Annotated in this window: 16 protein-coding genes; 2 read left to right on the top strand and 14 right to left on the bottom strand. The window is 71.6% G+C overall.

The genetic code is table 11. The annotated features are described in order from the left end of the window. Positions 1-833 precede the first annotated feature (833 nt). Positions 834-2,345, top strand: coding sequence for a hypothetical protein (locus tag AB0C87_RS09925; protein ID WP_360577124.1), 1,512 nt, complete (start codon positions 834-836; stop codon positions 2,343-2,345). After that, a complete protein-coding gene (locus AB0C87_RS09920; RefSeq protein ID WP_360577123.1) occupies positions 2,278-3,585 on the top strand; it encodes a hypothetical protein in 1,308 nt (435 codons plus the stop codon). Before AB0C87_RS09925 ends, AB0C87_RS09920 begins: the two co-directional genes overlap by 68 nt. Before the next feature lie 241 nt (positions 3,586-3,826). Here AB0C87_RS09920 and AB0C87_RS09915 read toward each other — a convergent pair whose 3' ends face one another. The 14 genes from AB0C87_RS09915 to AB0C87_RS09850 are packed head-to-tail and all read right to left on the bottom strand — an operon-like array spanning position 3,827 to position 15,484. Further along, positions 3,827-5,071, bottom strand: a complete 1,245-nt coding sequence (locus AB0C87_RS09915; protein WP_360577122.1) for an amidohydrolase family protein — start codon at positions 5,069-5,071, stop codon at positions 3,827-3,829. Then, positions 5,055-5,540: a VOC family protein gene (locus AB0C87_RS09910; RefSeq protein ID WP_360577121.1), complete on the bottom strand. Its 486-nt coding sequence runs from the start codon at positions 5,538-5,540 to the stop codon at positions 5,055-5,057. The genes AB0C87_RS09915 and AB0C87_RS09910 overlap by 17 nt, the downstream gene beginning before the upstream one ends. After that, the gene (locus AB0C87_RS09905) at positions 5,537-6,445 is read right to left on the bottom strand and encodes an alpha/beta hydrolase (RefSeq protein WP_360577120.1); all 909 of its coding nucleotides are present in this window, start codon (positions 6,443-6,445) and stop codon (positions 5,537-5,539) included. The genes AB0C87_RS09910 and AB0C87_RS09905 overlap by 4 nt, the downstream gene beginning before the upstream one ends. Next, a complete protein-coding gene (locus tag AB0C87_RS09900; protein WP_360577119.1) occupies positions 6,442-7,308 on the bottom strand; it encodes an NAD(P)-dependent oxidoreductase in 867 nt (288 codons plus the stop codon). The genes AB0C87_RS09905 and AB0C87_RS09900 overlap by 4 nt, the downstream gene beginning before the upstream one ends. Further along, on the bottom strand, positions 7,305-7,637 hold the full coding sequence (locus AB0C87_RS09895; RefSeq protein WP_360577118.1) for a Dabb family protein: 333 nt from the start codon (positions 7,635-7,637) through the stop codon (positions 7,305-7,307). Before AB0C87_RS09895 ends, AB0C87_RS09900 begins: the two co-directional genes overlap by 4 nt. Continuing rightward, positions 7,634-9,133, bottom strand: a complete 1,500-nt coding sequence (locus tag AB0C87_RS09890; protein ID WP_360577117.1) for an aldehyde dehydrogenase family protein — start codon at positions 9,131-9,133, stop codon at positions 7,634-7,636. Before AB0C87_RS09890 ends, AB0C87_RS09895 begins: the two co-directional genes overlap by 4 nt. Then, on the bottom strand, positions 9,130-9,432 hold the full coding sequence (locus tag AB0C87_RS09885; protein ID WP_345174042.1) for an NIPSNAP family protein: 303 nt from the start codon (positions 9,430-9,432) through the stop codon (positions 9,130-9,132). Before AB0C87_RS09885 ends, AB0C87_RS09890 begins: the two co-directional genes overlap by 4 nt. 22 nt (positions 9,433-9,454) lie before the next feature. Further along, entirely contained in the window at positions 9,455-10,090 is a 636-nt protein-coding gene (locus AB0C87_RS09880) for an isochorismatase family cysteine hydrolase (RefSeq protein ID WP_345174044.1), read from the bottom strand. Further along, on the bottom strand, positions 10,087-10,788 hold the full coding sequence (locus AB0C87_RS09875) for an MmgE/PrpD family protein (protein ID WP_353831219.1): 702 nt from the start codon (positions 10,786-10,788) through the stop codon (positions 10,087-10,089). Before AB0C87_RS09875 ends, AB0C87_RS09880 begins: the two co-directional genes overlap by 4 nt. Then, complete coding sequence (locus AB0C87_RS09870; protein WP_360577116.1) at positions 10,785-12,143, bottom strand: MmgE/PrpD family protein; 1,359 nt, start codon at positions 12,141-12,143, stop codon at positions 10,785-10,787. Before AB0C87_RS09870 ends, AB0C87_RS09875 begins: the two co-directional genes overlap by 4 nt. After that, entirely contained in the window at positions 12,140-12,508 is a 369-nt protein-coding gene (locus AB0C87_RS09865; protein WP_345174050.1) for a cupin domain-containing protein, read from the bottom strand. The genes AB0C87_RS09870 and AB0C87_RS09865 overlap by 4 nt, the downstream gene beginning before the upstream one ends. Further along, positions 12,505-13,368, bottom strand: coding sequence for a phosphoenolpyruvate hydrolase family protein (locus AB0C87_RS09860; RefSeq protein ID WP_360577115.1), 864 nt, complete (start codon positions 13,366-13,368; stop codon positions 12,505-12,507). The genes AB0C87_RS09865 and AB0C87_RS09860 overlap by 4 nt, the downstream gene beginning before the upstream one ends. Before the next feature lie 47 nt (positions 13,369-13,415). Next, positions 13,416-13,889, bottom strand: coding sequence for a hypothetical protein (locus AB0C87_RS09855; RefSeq protein WP_360577114.1), 474 nt, complete (start codon positions 13,887-13,889; stop codon positions 13,416-13,418). Further along, on the bottom strand, positions 13,886-15,484 hold the full coding sequence (locus AB0C87_RS09850; RefSeq protein ID WP_360577113.1) for a GMC family oxidoreductase: 1,599 nt from the start codon (positions 15,482-15,484) through the stop codon (positions 13,886-13,888). Before AB0C87_RS09850 ends, AB0C87_RS09855 begins: the two co-directional genes overlap by 4 nt. Positions 15,485-15,527 lie beyond the last annotated feature (43 nt).

Genomic DNA, 15,527 nt, shown 5'->3' with positions numbered 1-15,527 from the left:
GGAATATCCGGATGTCTCGTTACTGGCCGACTCCGGCCGCAACTATCATGATCGTGACCTCAACTCACGGTCAGAACCCGTATTAACTCCGAACCGGAACTGCGGAACCAGGACCTGGCCTCACACAGCGGCCAGCGCGTTCACTATAGGGATCTTTGATATGGACAACCCCGTAAAAAAGCCAGAGTGAGCCTCGATAAACGATCGAAGTATCCAATATGTTTCTCGACGCTCAGGGGACGAGTTCAGCCCGGTTCGAGGGCTGCCGGTTTCCGAAGCCCGTTGCACTGATCGCTGTAGGCCCTGGCCCACGCGGTCCAGCGGGCGGCTCCCGCGAGAGCGGTGCGATCACCTGCCGAGGAAGGTGCCGAGCGCGCTCTACCTGGCCAGTGGCCCGAATGCGTCATGACCGGTGTTGGCCCATGGTGGGTATGTCTCGGCGCCGATCCCACGGGCCACCCCAGTTGACAGGCGCCCGTGCAGCCTCACCTCAGTCTGGGCTGAAACACCGACGCGAGCACACTGGGTGACTTGGTGGTCAATTCGGATGAGTAGACCGGGAGGGGCGGAAGCAGCCCCGTTTCGCGTTGTGACGGCTCGCCTGCATCGCTTCGGCCCGGAAATGCCGTAGTGGTAGCCGGATCACTCCGCAAGTGGGCGTTCTGACCGGCCCTCTCCAGAAATGCAAGTAAATTTCGGGCTAATGTTTTCGGTCCGTTGCTGTAGCGCCCTTGGGCGCCGGTTGCCCTGCCGGGAAGGCCGCGGGGACAGTGCCGTGAACCCGGTTCGACGGAAACTGGGATACAGCAAAGGGGCTGCTCTTCGTGGGCTTCATGCGGATCAAGAACACCGGGTACAACTCGGCGCTGGTGCTGCCGACCGGGGCATGGAAAACCATGTTCCTGCGCGGCGATCAGATGGCGCAGACCAGCGCGGCGGGCCTGGACCACAACGGGCCGATCGGCGCCACGAGCATTCACAGCGGGAAGCTGAACGGCATTCCCGAACCGTACAAGAGTGCCTGTGAGGGCGCGCTGATGCTGCCGATGACCGGCGGTTCCTGGCAGATGCTGCTGTTCAAGGGCGACCGGGTCTGCTGGTACCACTGGGACACCAAGGTCCGCAGCGAGGGGCCGGTCACCGAGTTGAGGCATGCCGACGGACTACCGGCCTGGGGCACGATGCTGCCCGTCGGCTACCGCGAGGGCGTGGACGCGCTGCTGATGGACTCCACGGCCGAGTCGCCGTACTGGACGACCTACGTCTTCAAGAACGAACGGGTCGCCACCATCGACTGGCGGAACGGCTGCACCCGGGAGTGCCGGATCTACGAGGGCGCGCAACCCACCGCGGGCTGGGCGAAGCTGCCGGCCGAGTGGCTGCGGGACTACGACCACGTACTGCCGCTGCCGGGCGCGTCGGACGCCAAACGCAGCCTGCTGGTCAAGGGCGGCAACGGGTGCGTGTTCAACTGGAAAACCGGCCCGGAGAAGACCGGCGCGCTCACCACGCTGATGCCCGAGCTGGCCGCGCTGCCCGCGCCCTACACCACGCAGTACAAGCCGATCGTGGGCCGCTGGGCCACTCCGGCCGCGCCCAATCCGGTCACCGTGCGTGTCGATCTGGACGGCCTGGGCGCGACGCGCCAGTTCAGCGGTGACTTCGACCTGGTCAGCGGCTCGACGCGGAGCCCCATGTACTCCTTCCGCGTCAGCGCGCCGGAGATCGCCGCCTCGGCCACCGAGGTGACCGCCACCGGCAGGGTGCGGTGGAAACCGGATTGGACCGGCTGCACCGCCAAGATCACAATCCCGCGGGTGACGCAGTCCTCCGCCGCCCCCGCCCTGCGGGCAGAGTTCCGCTTCGACGACGGCAACGTCCCCACCTACGATCTGCCCTTCGAGTCGACGCACCTGCGCACCATCGACGTGGAGATCGACACGATGGCCAACCGGGCCGCACTGGCCTCGTACAACACCGCCACCGACGCGGTGGCGGGCCCGCCCGACTACGTCGACCGGGAGCTGACCATCGCCTCCGCCTTCGCTGAGGCGGGCATCGAGTTGCGCTCCGCGGGCACGGTCAACGAGGTCGGCACCGCCGACGCCGGCACCGACCTGAAATGGTCGGACTCCGAACTACACACCGCGATGCTCCACAACTTCTCGGGCCACGCCGAGACCGAGCAATGGAAGCTGTGGGCGTTCGTAGCCAGCCGGCACGTCAACGACAGCACGGGCGTCATGTTCGATGTCAACGAGGGCAAGCAGCGGCGGCATGGCCGTCTTCTACGACCAGATCAGCGGCCAGCCCGGCTACTTCATCCTGGGCCTGTACGTCCATGAGCTCGGCCACTGCCTCAACCTGCAGCACTCGTGGCAGAAGAACGACTCCGGGGCCCCGCTCGGCCCCAGAAACGGCCATGGCGACCTGTCATGGATGCAGTACTGGAACCTGTACACCGCCGAGGACGGCAGTAGCGGCTGGGACGTCTTCTGGAGCCGGTTCCCGTTCACCTTCACCGCCAACGAGCTCGCCCACCTGCGGCACGCCTTCCGCTACGACATCATCCCCGGCGGGGCCAACTGGGCCGCGCAGGGCAGCGCCGCCTACAACACCAACGACCCGGCGCTCGCCGCGATGGGCGACCCGATCGCCGACGACTCCGGCCTGGCCCTCACCCTGTCGGCCCGGCCGTTCGCCTATGGCGAGCCGGTCACCGTCGAGATCAAACTCGCCCGCGACGGCCGTGATGTCACCGTGCACCGCGACCTGTCACCCAAGAGCGAATACCTCACCATCGCCATCACCGCCCCCTCCGGCATCACCCGGCCGTTCCGGCCGCTGGCCCGCCAGTGCAGCGGGCACGGCAACGACACCCTGACCACGTTGACCGCCGAGGCGCCCGCCCTGTACGAATCGGCCTACCTGGGCGCGGGCGCCGACGGCCAGTACTTCACCGACCCCGGGCTCTACACCGTCCGCGCCCTCTACACCGCACCCGACGGCTCCCGCGTGGTCTCACCCGACCTGACCATCCGGATCCGGCTGCCGCTCACCGGCGACGACCAGGACGCCGGTGAACTGCTCATGGGCGACCAGGCCGGCACCCTGATGGCCCTGCTGGGCTCGGACTCACCCGCCCTGCAAGCGGGCAACGACGCCCTGGCCGAACTGTCGGACCGCTTCCCCGACCACCCCCTGGCCATCTACTCCCACCTCGCCCAGGGCGCCAACGCCGGCCGCCACTATCAGCACATCCGCGACGGCCGGCTTCACATCCGGCAACCTGACACCGAGGACGCCGTCACCCAACTGACCGCCGCGATCAACGCCTCCACCGGCTCGGGCGGCCTCAACGACATCACCCTCAACGCCGCCATGCGCCGCCTGGCCACCGTCCACGCCAAGGCCGGCGACCGCACCGCCGCCGGCGCCACCCTCGACCGCATGGTCGACCACTTCCGCGCCCGACACCTCCCCACGCACGTCCTGACCACCATCCAGGACCAGGCCGACGCCACCCGTCGGCAGATCATTCCCGGCGACCAGAACCGCCCCCACAAGGGTCGCAAGCGCACCTGATCCCCACCACCCCGGCCACATCGTGCGCCCGCCGCCAACAGGCGGCGGGCGCACACTCACCCGCTTCGACAAGCCCGCCCGCCACACCGCAGCGAGAGGGCATGAGGCTGAGGTTCATACTTCTTGGGGACGAGCCTTAGCCTCCCGGCGCAGAGGCGCTTTTCTTGTCTGGACGGTCACTCCGGACCCGCCGGCCAGTGAAAGCCTGTGGCTAACACTGACACGAGCGCCGGTTTCGGTTTCAGGTCGTCCAGACGCTTGAGCTGGCGCCGCCTACTATGCGGCCTCGCTTGATGGTGGTTCGGCGGCCGGGGGCGTTCCGGAGAACGTCGCTGAGGTGGGTGGCCGAGAACAGCACCAGGTCCGCCATGGCTCCCACATGGACGCCTTCGGCCGGTGCGCCGACATAGTGGGCCGCGTTCACCGTCACCATGTCGAAGACCTGCCTGAGTTGCCGGTCCGACCACATGCGGGCGGCGATGGCGGTCACCATGGCGACCTCCGCCGGATCAAGTCGGCCGAACGGGAACCACATGTCGTTCATGTTGTCGCCTCCCGCGGCGACGGTGACGCCATGGGCGAGCAGCGACCTGAGACGGGCCACTCCCCTGCCTGGCGGGCGGGGGGAGTCCCCCACCAGCAGCAAGTTGCCCATAGGGCAGACGCAGACGGCGATCCCGGCGGCGAGCACTGCTTCGACGACCTCGGTGGCGGTCGTTTCGTCGTAGGCGTCCAGGGCACAGCAGTGGCCGGCTCGGACGCGGCCGGTGAGGCCCGCGTCGATGGTTCTGCGCGCGAGTTCCTCCAGGTCGCGCTGGGCGGGGTCGTAGCTGTAGTCGCAGTGGACGTCGAGGTCCGCACCGGTCTCCGCGGCCAGTTCGACGAGCAGGTCGAGGTGCCGGAGCCGGTCTTGGGGCTCTTCCACGTCGGGGGCCCCGCCGAGCACGTCGGCGCCTGAGGTCAGGGCTTCGCGGAGGAGCCGCAGTGCTCCGGGGTCGCGGACGATGCTCTCCTGGGGGAACGCCACGAGCTGGATGTCGAGCAGGTCGCGGTGGCGGTCCCGCAGGTCGGCCATGACGCCGAGGGCCGACAGTCCCCCCACCGGGTCGACGTCGACATGGGCGCGCAAGGTTCCCACACCGTGACCGACGGCGAGCCGGATCGCGGTGGTCGCACGGTCTCTCAGTTCCTCGGGGGTGTAGCGGGCCTTGACGTACCGGGTGCGCTCAAGCGCGGCTTCCAGAGGATGGTCATGGTCGCTCGGGGGCAGGCTCGGGTGTGTGAGCGCCTTGTCCATGTGGAAATGAGGTTCGACGAAGGCGGGCGTCAGAAGCCCGCCCTCCGCGTCGATGATCTCCACGGTCGGCGGGGCCGGGAGGTCGCCGATCGCGGCGATCCGCCCGCCGGCCAGGTGGACGTCGACCGGGGCGGTCGAGTCGAGCAGGCGGGCGCCGCGGATCAGCAGCGGTTCAGGGTCCGGTCGCATCGGACCGTTCCTGCTCGGTGCCGAACCCGTCCAGAGCGCTGCGCTCCTCCAGGGTCGTCAGCTCCTCGAACAGCGTGATCTGCACGCCGCCGGGCGCGTCCAGGCGGGCGTTGAGCGACTGCCAGGGCGTGACGGTGGGCGGGGCGACGGGTTCGGCGCCCGCGTCCAGCAGCCGGTCGTTGACCGAGCGGGTGTCGCCGACCTCGAACGCGACCCTGAACTTCGGCGCGACCTGCCGGCCGACCTCCACCTCGTCGATGAGCCGCTTCTGCGCCGGGTTGGCGATCTCGAGCGTGGCCCGGCCGGCGTCGAGGATCACTACCCGGGCGTCGCCCTCACCCGAGAACGCGGCCTGCTCGGGCAGGCCGAGCGCGTCGCGGAAGAAGGCGACGGCGGCCTCGTAGTCCTCCGCCACAACGACGAGGCGCAGTTGGCGGACGGCAGGGGCGTCGTCTCTTTCGGCGGTCATGGCAACTCCTTCTCTTCGAGCCGTACGGGGGTCATGCCGACAAGACCGCGCCCCAAGGTGGCGGGGTCCCTGGGCGTCCACCGGCCGTGGGTGACCTTGTCCAGGAAATCGTCGAGCACCGCGTTGAACGCCGCGGGCTCTTCCAGGTTGAGGGTGTGGCCGGTACGCGGCAGCACCGCGAGGGCGGCCCCGGGGATGGTCCGCTTGAGCATGACCTTGACGTCGAGGCAACCGTCGTCCTCGTCGCCGACGACCAGCAGGACGGGGGTCCGCACCGCCGCCAGGCGGTCGCGCAGGTCGTCCAGCGAGGGGCGTTCGGCAAGGACCTGGGAGAACGTCAGGGACATGCCGACCGGGTCGCGTCCGGCGAGCCGTTCGCCGAACGAACGCCATCCGCCGGGGTCCTTGAGCCGGTACTGCACGCGCGTGGGGCCGTTCTGGTAGGCGTTCGCGGCGGCCCGCACGTCCTCCCGGAACATGCGGGCGGCCGTGCGCGCCTCTTCGGTGAACCCGGCCCGCTGGTGCGGCGCCGAGCCGTATCCGGCCCCGGCCACCGTCGCGCTGAGGCAGCGTTCCGGGTGCTGCAGCATCAGGTGGACGGCACAGAATCCGCCCATCGAGAGGCCTGCGACGTGGGCGGCGTCGAAGCCGAGCCCGTCCAGGACGGCGATCGCGTCCTGGACGGCGATGTGCTGCCCGTAGCTGTCCGGGGCGGCTGGGACGTCGGACGGCGGGTAGCCGCGAGCGTTGTAACGGACGCAGGTGTACCGGTCGGCGAAATGCGCCACCTGCGCGCGCCAGTCGCGCAGGTCACCGGCCACCTCATGCAGGAAGAGCAGGGGCGGGCCGGCCCCGTCCACCTCGACCGCCAGGCGAGTGCCGTCAGGGGTCGTCACGGTGGTCATTCCGGCACCTCCCCCGCCCGGGCGGCCTTGAGCGCGGCCCATGCCGGCCACACATGCCGCATGAGCTGGAACGCCAGCGCGGTGACGGGCATGGGGAAGTCGCCACTGTCCGCTTCCCGCTGCACCGACCGCATGTCCTTCAGGAGGATGTCGAGGTCCTCGCCGGGCACGTAATGCTCCCACCAGGGCTTGACGCGCCGCCAGTTGTCCACGACCCAGCTGCCGCCCACGCTGACCGACAGCATCTCCATCAACTGGTCTTCGCCAACGCCGAACTCGTCGGCCAGACGGATCGCCTCGTACACGCCCATCATGTTGACGCCGAAGGTGAGTTGCACGGCGAGCTTGGCCGCCTGAGCGGTGCCCACCTCCTCGCCGACATGGAAGATGTTGCGGCCCATGAGGTCCAGGAGGGGGCGAAGCCGCCCGAACACCTCGGGTGCGGCCGACACCATCAGCGTCAGTGCGCCCGCCTCGGCGCCCCAGGGTCCCCCGGACATGGTCGCGTCGACGGCGGTCACGCCGTGTCCGCCGAGTTCGGCCGCCAGCGCGCGCATCGTGGACGGGTCGAGGGTGCTGGCCACGACGACGGTGAGCGGGCGGCCCTCCCGGACGACACCCTGCTCGCCGAGCAGGACCTCGCGGGTCTGCGCGGCGTCCCGCACCACGGACAGGACCACGCCCGAGGACGCCCTGGCCGCCTCCCGGGGGGAGTCCACCAGCCGGATGCCCGCCTCGGCGGCCTTCTCGCGGCGTTCCGGCGAGGGATCGTATCCGTGTACTTCGTGGCCGCCCTTGACGAGGTTGCCGGCCATTCCGAGCCCCATCGCGCCGAGGCCGATGAAGCCGATGCTTTCCGTCATGTCCGCTGCGCTCCCTGGGATGCGAGGCCGGTGGCGGCCGCCGGCAGGTCGACGACCAGCACCGAATCGGCCGCCGCGGGCAGTTCGCGGGCCAACTCGGCGTGCCGGGGGTTTCGAAGGTAGGCGTCCCGGGCGCGCTCGCCGGGGAAGGCGATGGCGAGCCCGGTCGTGTAGCCGCCGCCGAACGGCTCGATGCTCACGTCGGGGCCGGCGTAGACGTCGCCGGCGCCCAGTTCGGCGGCGAGCGCGGCGAGCCGGGAGGCGAGGTCGTCTGCCCGTGACTCCTGTCCGTCCCGGGGCCTGACGAGCACGATGTGGACGAGGCTCATCGGGCCGGCTCCGCTCTGGTGAACGGGCTCACGCGGGGTTCTCCGCGGAACTGCACAGTCTTGTACTCGGTGAACTCCCGCATCCCCTCCTCGCCGCCCTCGCGTCCGAAGCCGGACGCCTTCACGCCGCCGAACGCCAGCGCCGGTGACCCGTCGCTGGCGGTGTTCACCCAGACGGTGCCGGCCTGGAGCTCGCCGCTGACCGCGAAAGCACGGTCGAGGTCCCTGGTCCACAGGGACTGGGCGAGGCCGTACTCGGTGGCGTTCGCCAGCTCGACGGCCTCCCGGTCGGTGCCGAACGTCGTCACCGACAGGACGGGCCCGAAGATCTCCTGCTGGAACACCGGCGACTCGCGGTCCACGGAGGCGAGCACGGTCGGCTGGTAGAAGGCGCCCTCCGCCAGTTCGGGGGCGTCGGGTGAACTCCCGCCGGTCAGGACCTTCCCGCCGGCGTCGACCCCGGCGAGCACGGCCGCGTGGACCCGGTCCCGGTGCTCGTGGTGGATGAGCGCCCCGATGTCGGCCCGAGGATCGTCGGGCATCCCCACCCGCAGCGCGGACGCGCGGGCGGCGACGGCGGCGGCGAAATCGTCGGCCACGGTCTCGTCCACGAGCAGCCGCGAGCTGGCGACGCACGACTCCCCCTGGTTGGCGAAGGCGGCGAAGACGATGCCGTCGGCCGCCGCTTCCAGGTCGGCATCGGCGAAGACCACGTTGCCGGTCTTGCCGCCCAGCTCCAGCCCGACCCGGGTGAGGGAGTCGGCGGCCGCGCGCATCACCTCCCGGCCGACCCGCGTTGATCCGGTGAACGAGACATAGGAGACCAGGGGGTGGGTCACCATGGGGAGCCCGGCGCCGGGCCCCGTGCCGGTGACGACGTTCACCACGCCGGGCGGGAAGCCCGCGTCCTCGCAGCGGGCGGCGATCTCCAGCGCGCTGCCGGAGGTGAACTCCGACGGCTTGACCACCACGGTGCATCCGGCGGCGAGGGCGTAGGGGAGTTTCTGCAGGAGGACGAGCGCCGGGAAGTTCCACGGGATGATCAGCGCGGCGACCCCCACCGGTTCCCGGGTCGCGAGCGCTGTGTACGCGGGTGCCAGGCCGGTGTAGGCCTCGCCCCTGGACGTGCGGGCGAGCGCCGCGGCCTGCCGGACGTGCGCGATGCCGAGCTCGATGTCGCCGCGCGCGAACGCCAGCGGCTTCCCGACCTCCTCGGAGTCGAGGGCGGCGAGCCGGTCGGCGTCGTGTTCCAGGAGGGCGGCCAGGTTCTCCAGGAGCCTGGCCCGGGCCATAGCGGGGGTGCGTCGCCACTGCTCGGACGCGAACGCCCGAGCGGCGGCGCAGGCGGCGGCGTCCACGTCGTCCGCCGTGCCGGCGGCGTAGCGGGCCACGACCCTGTTCGAGGCGGGGGCGCGTCGCTCCAGGAGCGGGCCGTCGACTCGCTCTCCGGCGATGTGGTGGCCGTGGACGCGGACGGCGGTGTCACGGGAGCTCATCGGCTCAGCTCCACGATCTCGCCGCCCGCGATGTGCGGGACCTGGCCCCGGCCGGCCTCGACGACGGCCTGCCATTCGGGATCCTCGCGGAACGCCGTCCAGCGGGTCTCGCGGTCGTGCTCGTCGGCGAACTCCAGGACGTAGACGAGTTGCTCCCCCTTGGTCAGCCGCCGCAGCCACGGGCCGTGCGCGGTGATGCCGTGCTTGGCGAACAGAGGCAGGCTGGTGCCGGTGAACTGGTCGAGCAGCGCCTCGGTGTGGCCGGGCGTGATGGTGTAGTAGCGCAGTTCTGCGATCATGTGGCCTCCTCGTCGGATTCGGTCAGGTCCAGGCGGCAAGGACGTCCCCGGTCGCCGCCACCACGGCGAACCGGCTCTCGGCGGTGCTGAGCGCCGCGGCGTGCAGGCCCATGTCCCACGACGCGCAGGCGTCGGCGGCGATGGTGACGTAGAAGTCGCGGGCGAACGCCTCGCGGGCGGTGGTGTCCACGCAGACATTGGTGGAGACGCCGCAGCAGAGGACGCTGTCGCGTCCCAGGCTGCGCAGGATCAGTTCCAGGTTGGTCCCGGTGAAGCCGCCGTAGCGGTACTTCTTGACGACATGGTCTCCGGGCCGGGGCGCGACCTCCTCGGCGATCTCCTGCCCCCAGGATCCGTCGAGGCAGATGTCGGGGGCGGAGTACGCGGCGCGTGAGCGCGCGTCCCGCCACACCGGTGAGTCGCCGGCGCCGCCCGGCAGCGTGGTGTGCTGGCTGTGGATCACGGCCACCCCGGCCTCGCGGGCGGCCTCCGCGAGGCCGGCGGCGACGGGCAGGATCCGCTGGGCGTGGCTGACGTCCCGGCCGCCCACGGTGGCGGTCTTGCCGCGTGGATGGACGAAGTCGTTGGACAGGTCGATGAGGATCAGCGCCGTCCGGTCCGGCCGCAGCCGGTCGGCCAGCGTGGCGGTCGCCGTCATGACAGGGCCTCCGCGGCTCGCTCGATCGGGTTCGGCCGCCGCTCCTCCCGGCCGGGCGGCGGGGTTCGGCCTTCCGCGGTCGGGAGCGCGGTGACGAGCCACCGCCGGCCGAGCCGGTCGGCGGCGGCGGCCGGGTCCGCGGTGGGCGCCATCAGCGCGTACAGGCCGCGCCTTCCTTCCAGCCCGGTGACGGGAGCGGTCATGCCCGCGCCGGCCAGCCGGGCGGCCTCCAGTCCGTTGCGGGCGGCCATGCGTCGCTGGAACGTTCCGAGCGGGGTGTCCGAAAGGATCTCCAGGCCGGACGCCTGGGTGACGGCGATGCCGACCGCGCGGGCCGTCGCCTCCCCGTCCAGGCCGTCCTGGCGGGCGGCGGCGCAGGCGGAGCCGACGAGCACGGCCGCGCACACCGGATCCCACCCGCCCACGACGTGGCCGTCCAGCGAGTCGCGCACCCGCAGAGCGGGTTCCAGCCCGGCGGCCAGACTCTCCGTCGCGAGGTCGTCGGCGCTGCCGGCGTGATGCAGGAGGGCGCAGGCGACCCAGTAGGCGACCGCCGCCCGCTGGTCGCGGACGGACGCTGTCTCCAGTCCGGACAGGTTCTCGCACAGAGCCGCCGCGGCGGCGGCCGCGTCCGGCGGGACGGGCGTCTCGGCGACGAAGCCGGCGACGCTCGCGGTCGTCCCCTCGGTAGCGGTCATCGGGCCACCACTTCCCTCCGGGTCTCCTCCAGCAACGCCTGGACGGTCCCCGGTCCGGACCCCTCCCCCAGGCGCGCGACCGCGTCCCAGATCGCCTGTGCCCGGCCGGGCGCCAGGGCCTCGGCCTTGCCGATGAGCTCGTCGTCGGTCAGCGGGCGCAGCAGGCTTCCCCGCGCGTGCTCGACGGCCGACACGACGGTTCCCCCGTCGACGGTGTGGATCTCCAGGACGGCCGAGTCCCGCGGCATGCGGGGTTCCGGGCACAGGTCGACGCGCGCCCGCAGCCGGGCCAGCACCGGGTCCGCCGCCGCCGCGTCGCCGAATTCGGCGAGCCCGCCGGTGCCGCGGGCCAGGCCGGCGGCCACCCCGTGCACCGCCGAGAAGCGCGCTTGCAAGCCGGTCCGCGGCTCGAGCCGCCCCATCAGCTCCGGGACCAGCGGATGGCAGCGGTAGCGGATCCGGACGACGTTCGCCGGGGCGACACCGCGGTCATGGGCTCTGACGGCCGCGTCGATGCCGGGGTGCGCGACGATGCCGCAGGGATAGGGCTTGAAGGTGTTGTCGGCCAGTTCCCACCGCGTCCCGAACCCGTCGAGAAGGCGGCCCGGGGACCGGCCCCCGGGCGCGAGGGCGCGCAGCAGCCCGCCGGTGTCGGGGAGGACGGCCGCGGCGCCCGCGGTGAACCGGCCGCGGCCGGCCTCCGCCGCGGCCAGCACCCCGGCCGCAGCCGCCTTCCCGGCGTGGAAGGGCTTGACCTCGGTACCGAACGCCTCCCGGTGCCCGAGCGTCTGCAGGGACGCCAGCCGGAGCGCGGCCGCCATCCGGTCGCGGCCGGGCTCGCCGATCAGTCCGGCGGTGACCGCGGCCCCGGCGACCCCGCAGGTGCCGGTGATGTGCCAGCCCCGGTCGTAGTGCTCCGGACTGACCGCCAGGCCGAGCCGCAGCTGCACCTCGCAGCCGAGGGCGAAGGCCGCCAGCAGGTCCCGTCCGGACGCGCCGGCGGGCCATCCGGCCGCCCACGCCGCACCAAGGACGCTCGCCCCGGGGTGGATGACCGTCTCCAGGTGGGTGTCGTCGAAATCGTCCAGGTGGGCGGCGAAGCCGGTGAGCAGCGCCGCGCCGACCGGGCTCGCCTTCCCGCGCACCCCGGGAGCCGCGGGGACGCCGGTCGGTGCGGCCAGCGCGGCCGCAAGCCTGCCGACCTGGGGGGAGCCGGACGCTCCCAGGGCCACTGCCAGGACGTTGAAGAGCGTCCGGCTCGCGGCCTTCGCCACCTCTCCGGGGAGCGGCCGGGAGGCGCAGTCGAGCACCGCCTCGGCGAGCTCCTCGTAGGAGGGTGCGTCACCGGTGGTCATGTGCTCGGCTCCAGCCAGGTGATGGCACCGAAGGAGAAGGCCAGCTGGGCCAGCCCGGCAGCGGAGGCCCCGTGCCAGTGCTCCTCTCCCGGCTCGATCCACACGATGTCGCCCCCGGTCACCTCCAACGGTTCACGGCCGCGGCGCCCGACGAAGCCGGAACCCGCCACGATGTGGATCACCTGGCCGTCGGCGTGGCTGTGCCAGTGGCCGCGCACGCCCGGGTCCAGTCGGATCAGCGCGGTGGTCGCCTTGCTGGTAGGACACCCCTGGACCGGGGAGCTGAACGCGGCGCCGGTGAAGCGTTCCGGTTCGGGGACCGGCGTGGGGTCCTTCAGCAGGTCCGCGGTACGGAAGAGCTTCACGCCATGACCTCCTTTTCGTGCGGGCCATCGGCGGCGGGTTCGACGGAGACCTCGGTGAAGCGCCGCATGGTCTCGACGAGGGCGGTCTCCGCGGGCAGCCGCTCCATGCTGGACGCCCCCAGGAAACCGGCCGCGCCCGGGACCATCCGCAGCACTTCCTGGGCGTCGTCGGGCGTGGCGATCGGTCCTCCGTGGCACACGACCAGCACGTCCTCGCGCGCGGACTCGGCCTGGTCGCGGATCTCCCGCGTCCGCGCCGCCGCGTCGGCGAGCGACATGGGGGCCCTTGCGCCGATCATCCCGGCGGTCGTCAGCCCGACGTGCGCCACGACGATGTCGGCGCCCGCGGCGGCCATGTCATAGGCCTCCTGTTCGGTGCGCACGTAGGCGGCCGTGATCAGGTCCATCTCGCGGGCGGTGCGGACCATCTCGACCTCCTTGTCGAAGCCGTAGCCCGTGGCCTCCAGGTCCGCCCGCACGCTGCCGTCCAGGAGGCAGACCGACGGGAAGTTCTGCACCCCGGCGAATCCGAGTTCCTTGAGCTGCCCCAGGAACAGCGGGATGTTCTTGAACGGGTCCGTGGCGCAGACGCCGGCGAGCACCGGTGTCCTGCGCACCACCGGGAGGACCTCTGCGGACATCTCCACGACGATGTCGTTGGCGTTGCCGTAGGGCATCATCCCGGCCATCGAGCCGCGCCCGGCCATACGGAACCTGCCCGCGTTGTAGATGACGATGAAGTCGACGCCGGCCTCCTCCGCGCACTTGGCGGACAGGCCGGTGCCGGCACCCGCGCCGATCAGGGCGCGGCCCGACCGGACCCGCTCGTGGAACAGGGGGACGTAGTGCTGGCGGCTCATTGCCGTTACCTCCAAGTGGATGTGAGACGGGCTGCCTCCCCGCCCGGTCACGGGCGGTGCTCCGGCGGGGAGTCCGGGGGCAGCCGGTAGAGGGGCGCGCGTTCGGCGACCAGGTCGAGCAGGCCCTCCCCGACGACGGCCGTGATCTCCCGCGGATCGACGATCTTGGCTTCCTGGAAGGGGTACTTCAGCAGCGCGGCGACACGCGGCGACATCAGGTAGCCGCCGGCGACGACCAGCGTGAGCACCTCGTGCAGTTCCGGCCGCCGTTCGGCCAGTCGCTCGACCGCCGCGAGGTCGAGGGCGGGCCCCAGCTCGTCCAGCGCCCGCAGCAGCGGCGGGACGAGGTCGGGACGCGCCTTGACCACCTGGTCGAGCAGATCGGTGTGCACACCGGCCTGCGACCCGGACGGCAGTCCGGCGCCTGCCTCGATCAGCGCGTCCGCGACCTGCCCGAGCCGCCGGCGGGCCTCCGGCGGCACGGTCACGGCCGGCGTCTCCCCGGTCTTCGCGGTGGTCATGAGGTCACCTCCACATCGCGGCGGCGAGCGACCAGGGACCGGGCGCAGCGCAGCGCGTTGGCCGCGATGGTCGCGGTGGGGTTGACGCCGGACGACGTCGGGAACACCGAGCCGTCGAAGACGTACAGGTTGGGCACATCGTGGCACTGGCCGTGCGCGTCGACCACGGACGAGCCCGGGTCATCGCCCATCACGGTCGTCCCCATCAGGTGCCATCCGGTGCCGCGCAGACCCGAGTTGAGGATCTTCTTCGTGGCCCCCATGGCGTCGAGCACCTCGGAGAGGCGCTCCAAGTGCCAGGCCATCATGGCCCGCGTGTTGTCGGACGTGCGGTACTGGATCCGCACGCCGGGGACCCCGCCCGCGGCGGCGCCGTCGTCCAGCAGCACCCGGTTCGCCGGGTCGGGCAGGTCCTCGCAGATGACGCCCCAGATCGCCGAGTGGCCGAGCCGTTCGCGCAGCAGCCGGGTGAAGTTCGGGCCCCACACCGGTTCGTCCCCCCAGGTGCCCGGGAGCATGAACGACAGCGGCGCGCCGGAGGGGATCAGGTTCCACTTCGCGCCGCGCACGAAGCCGCGGGACCGGTCGGTCTCGTAGAACTCCAGGGAGTGCAGGTACTGGCCGAGCGGCCCGCGCCAGGACTCCAGGTCCTCGTCGAAGATTCCGATCGCGTTGCCGAACGGGTGCATCATGAGGCGCCTGCCGACCAGGCCGCTGGAGTTGGCGACCCCGGACCCGTCCGCCGACGCGAGCATGATGCGGGGCGTGCCGATCGCGTTGGCGCACAGCACCACGACGCCGGCGCGAACCTCATGGCGCACGCCGTCGGCGTCGAGATAGGTGACGCCGGTGGCGCGGCCCCGGTCGTCCAGGAGTACCTGCTCGACCGTCGCCCGCACCGTCAGGCGCACCTGGTCCTTAGCGAGGGACTGCCAGTGGGTGCGGTCCGCGGACGCCTTGGCTCCTGTGGGGCAGCCGAAGGGACAGGCGGTCCGCTGCGCGCACGCGTGCAGGGGGCCGTACTCGGCGGTGGCGATGGCGTTGCTGCCGGGCCACCAGTGCCAGCCGAGCTTGTTCAGCGCCTCCGCGCCCCGCCGGCCGAGCTTGTTGAGCGGCACGGGCGGCAGCGGCGGCGGCGTGCTCGGGGGAAGCGCCGGATCACCCTCGAGGCCGCTGACGGCGAACTGCCGCTCGACCTCGTCGTAGTAGGGCTCCAGATCCCAGTACCCGATCGGCCAGTCGTCGCCGACACCGTCCATGGTGCGGGTGCGGAAGTCCGAGGGCAGGAAGCGTTCCCAGTGCGCCGCGTAGAGGACGGTGCTGCCGCCGACACCGTTGTACATGAGGGCGGTGACGTCCGACTCGGCGTCGTCGATGGGATAGTCGCCGCCGGCGCGGCGCTGGTTCGGATCCCAGTTCCAGTGCTTGCGGGACACGAGTTCGAAGTCGGCATAGCCCGCGCGCGCCTTCTCGTAGTCGGGCCAGTCCCCCTGTTCCAGGCACGTGACCCGCATTCCGGCGCGGGCGAACTCCTGGGCGGCGACCGCGCCCGAGGGGCCGGCGCCGACGATCAGGACGTCGCAGTCTTCGCGCACATCCCCGTCCTTTCCTTCGATCTTCTCCACGGGCCGCCCGCAC

This window comes from Actinomadura sp. NPDC048021 (assembly GCF_040653135.1).
In the GTDB taxonomy this organism is placed as follows: domain Bacteria; phylum Actinomycetota; class Actinomycetes; order Streptosporangiales; family Streptosporangiaceae; genus Spirillospora; species Spirillospora verrucosospora.
This window is presented reverse-complemented; position numbering and strand designations above follow the sequence as displayed.

What these genes read in the sequence shown, in the direction of transcription:
- AB0C87_RS09875 (WP_353831219.1), bottom strand. Translation starts at nt 10,788, where the DNA reads ATGACCGCTACCGAGGGGACGACCGCGAGCGTCGCCGGCTTCGTCGCC.
- AB0C87_RS09855 (WP_360577114.1), bottom strand. Translation starts at nt 13,889, where the DNA reads ATGACCACCGCGAAGACCGGGGAGACGCCGGCCGTGACCGTGCCGCCG.
- AB0C87_RS09870 (WP_360577116.1), bottom strand. Translation starts at nt 12,143, where the DNA reads ATGACCACCGGTGACGCACCCTCCTACGAGGAGCTCGCCGAGGCGGTG.
- AB0C87_RS09890 (WP_360577117.1), bottom strand. Translation starts at nt 9,133, where the DNA reads ATGAGCTCCCGTGACACCGCCGTCCGCGTCCACGGCCACCACATCGCC.
- AB0C87_RS09915 (WP_360577122.1), bottom strand. Translation starts at nt 5,071, where the DNA reads ATGCGACCGGACCCTGAACCGCTGCTGATCCGCGGCGCCCGCCTGCTC.
- AB0C87_RS09920 (WP_360577123.1), top strand. Translation starts at nt 2,278, where the DNA reads ATGGCCGTCTTCTACGACCAGATCAGCGGCCAGCCCGGCTACTTCATC.
- AB0C87_RS09900 (WP_360577119.1), bottom strand. Translation starts at nt 7,308, where the DNA reads ATGACGGAAAGCATCGGCTTCATCGGCCTCGGCGCGATGGGGCTCGGA.
- AB0C87_RS09880 (WP_345174044.1), bottom strand. Translation starts at nt 10,090, where the DNA reads ATGACGGCGACCGCCACGCTGGCCGACCGGCTGCGGCCGGACCGGACG.
- AB0C87_RS09905 (WP_360577120.1), bottom strand. Translation starts at nt 6,445, where the DNA reads ATGACCACCGTGACGACCCCTGACGGCACTCGCCTGGCGGTCGAGGTG.
- AB0C87_RS09910 (WP_360577121.1), bottom strand. Translation starts at nt 5,540, where the DNA reads ATGACCGCCGAAAGAGACGACGCCCCTGCCGTCCGCCAACTGCGCCTC.
- AB0C87_RS09925 (WP_360577124.1), top strand. Translation starts at nt 834, where the DNA reads ATGCGGATCAAGAACACCGGGTACAACTCGGCGCTGGTGCTGCCGACC.
- AB0C87_RS09860 (WP_360577115.1), bottom strand. Translation starts at nt 13,368, where the DNA reads ATGAGCCGCCAGCACTACGTCCCCCTGTTCCACGAGCGGGTCCGGTCG.
- AB0C87_RS09895 (WP_360577118.1), bottom strand. Translation starts at nt 7,637, where the DNA reads ATGAGCCTCGTCCACATCGTGCTCGTCAGGCCCCGGGACGGACAGGAG.
- AB0C87_RS09885 (WP_345174042.1), bottom strand. Translation starts at nt 9,432, where the DNA reads ATGATCGCAGAACTGCGCTACTACACCATCACGCCCGGCCACACCGAG.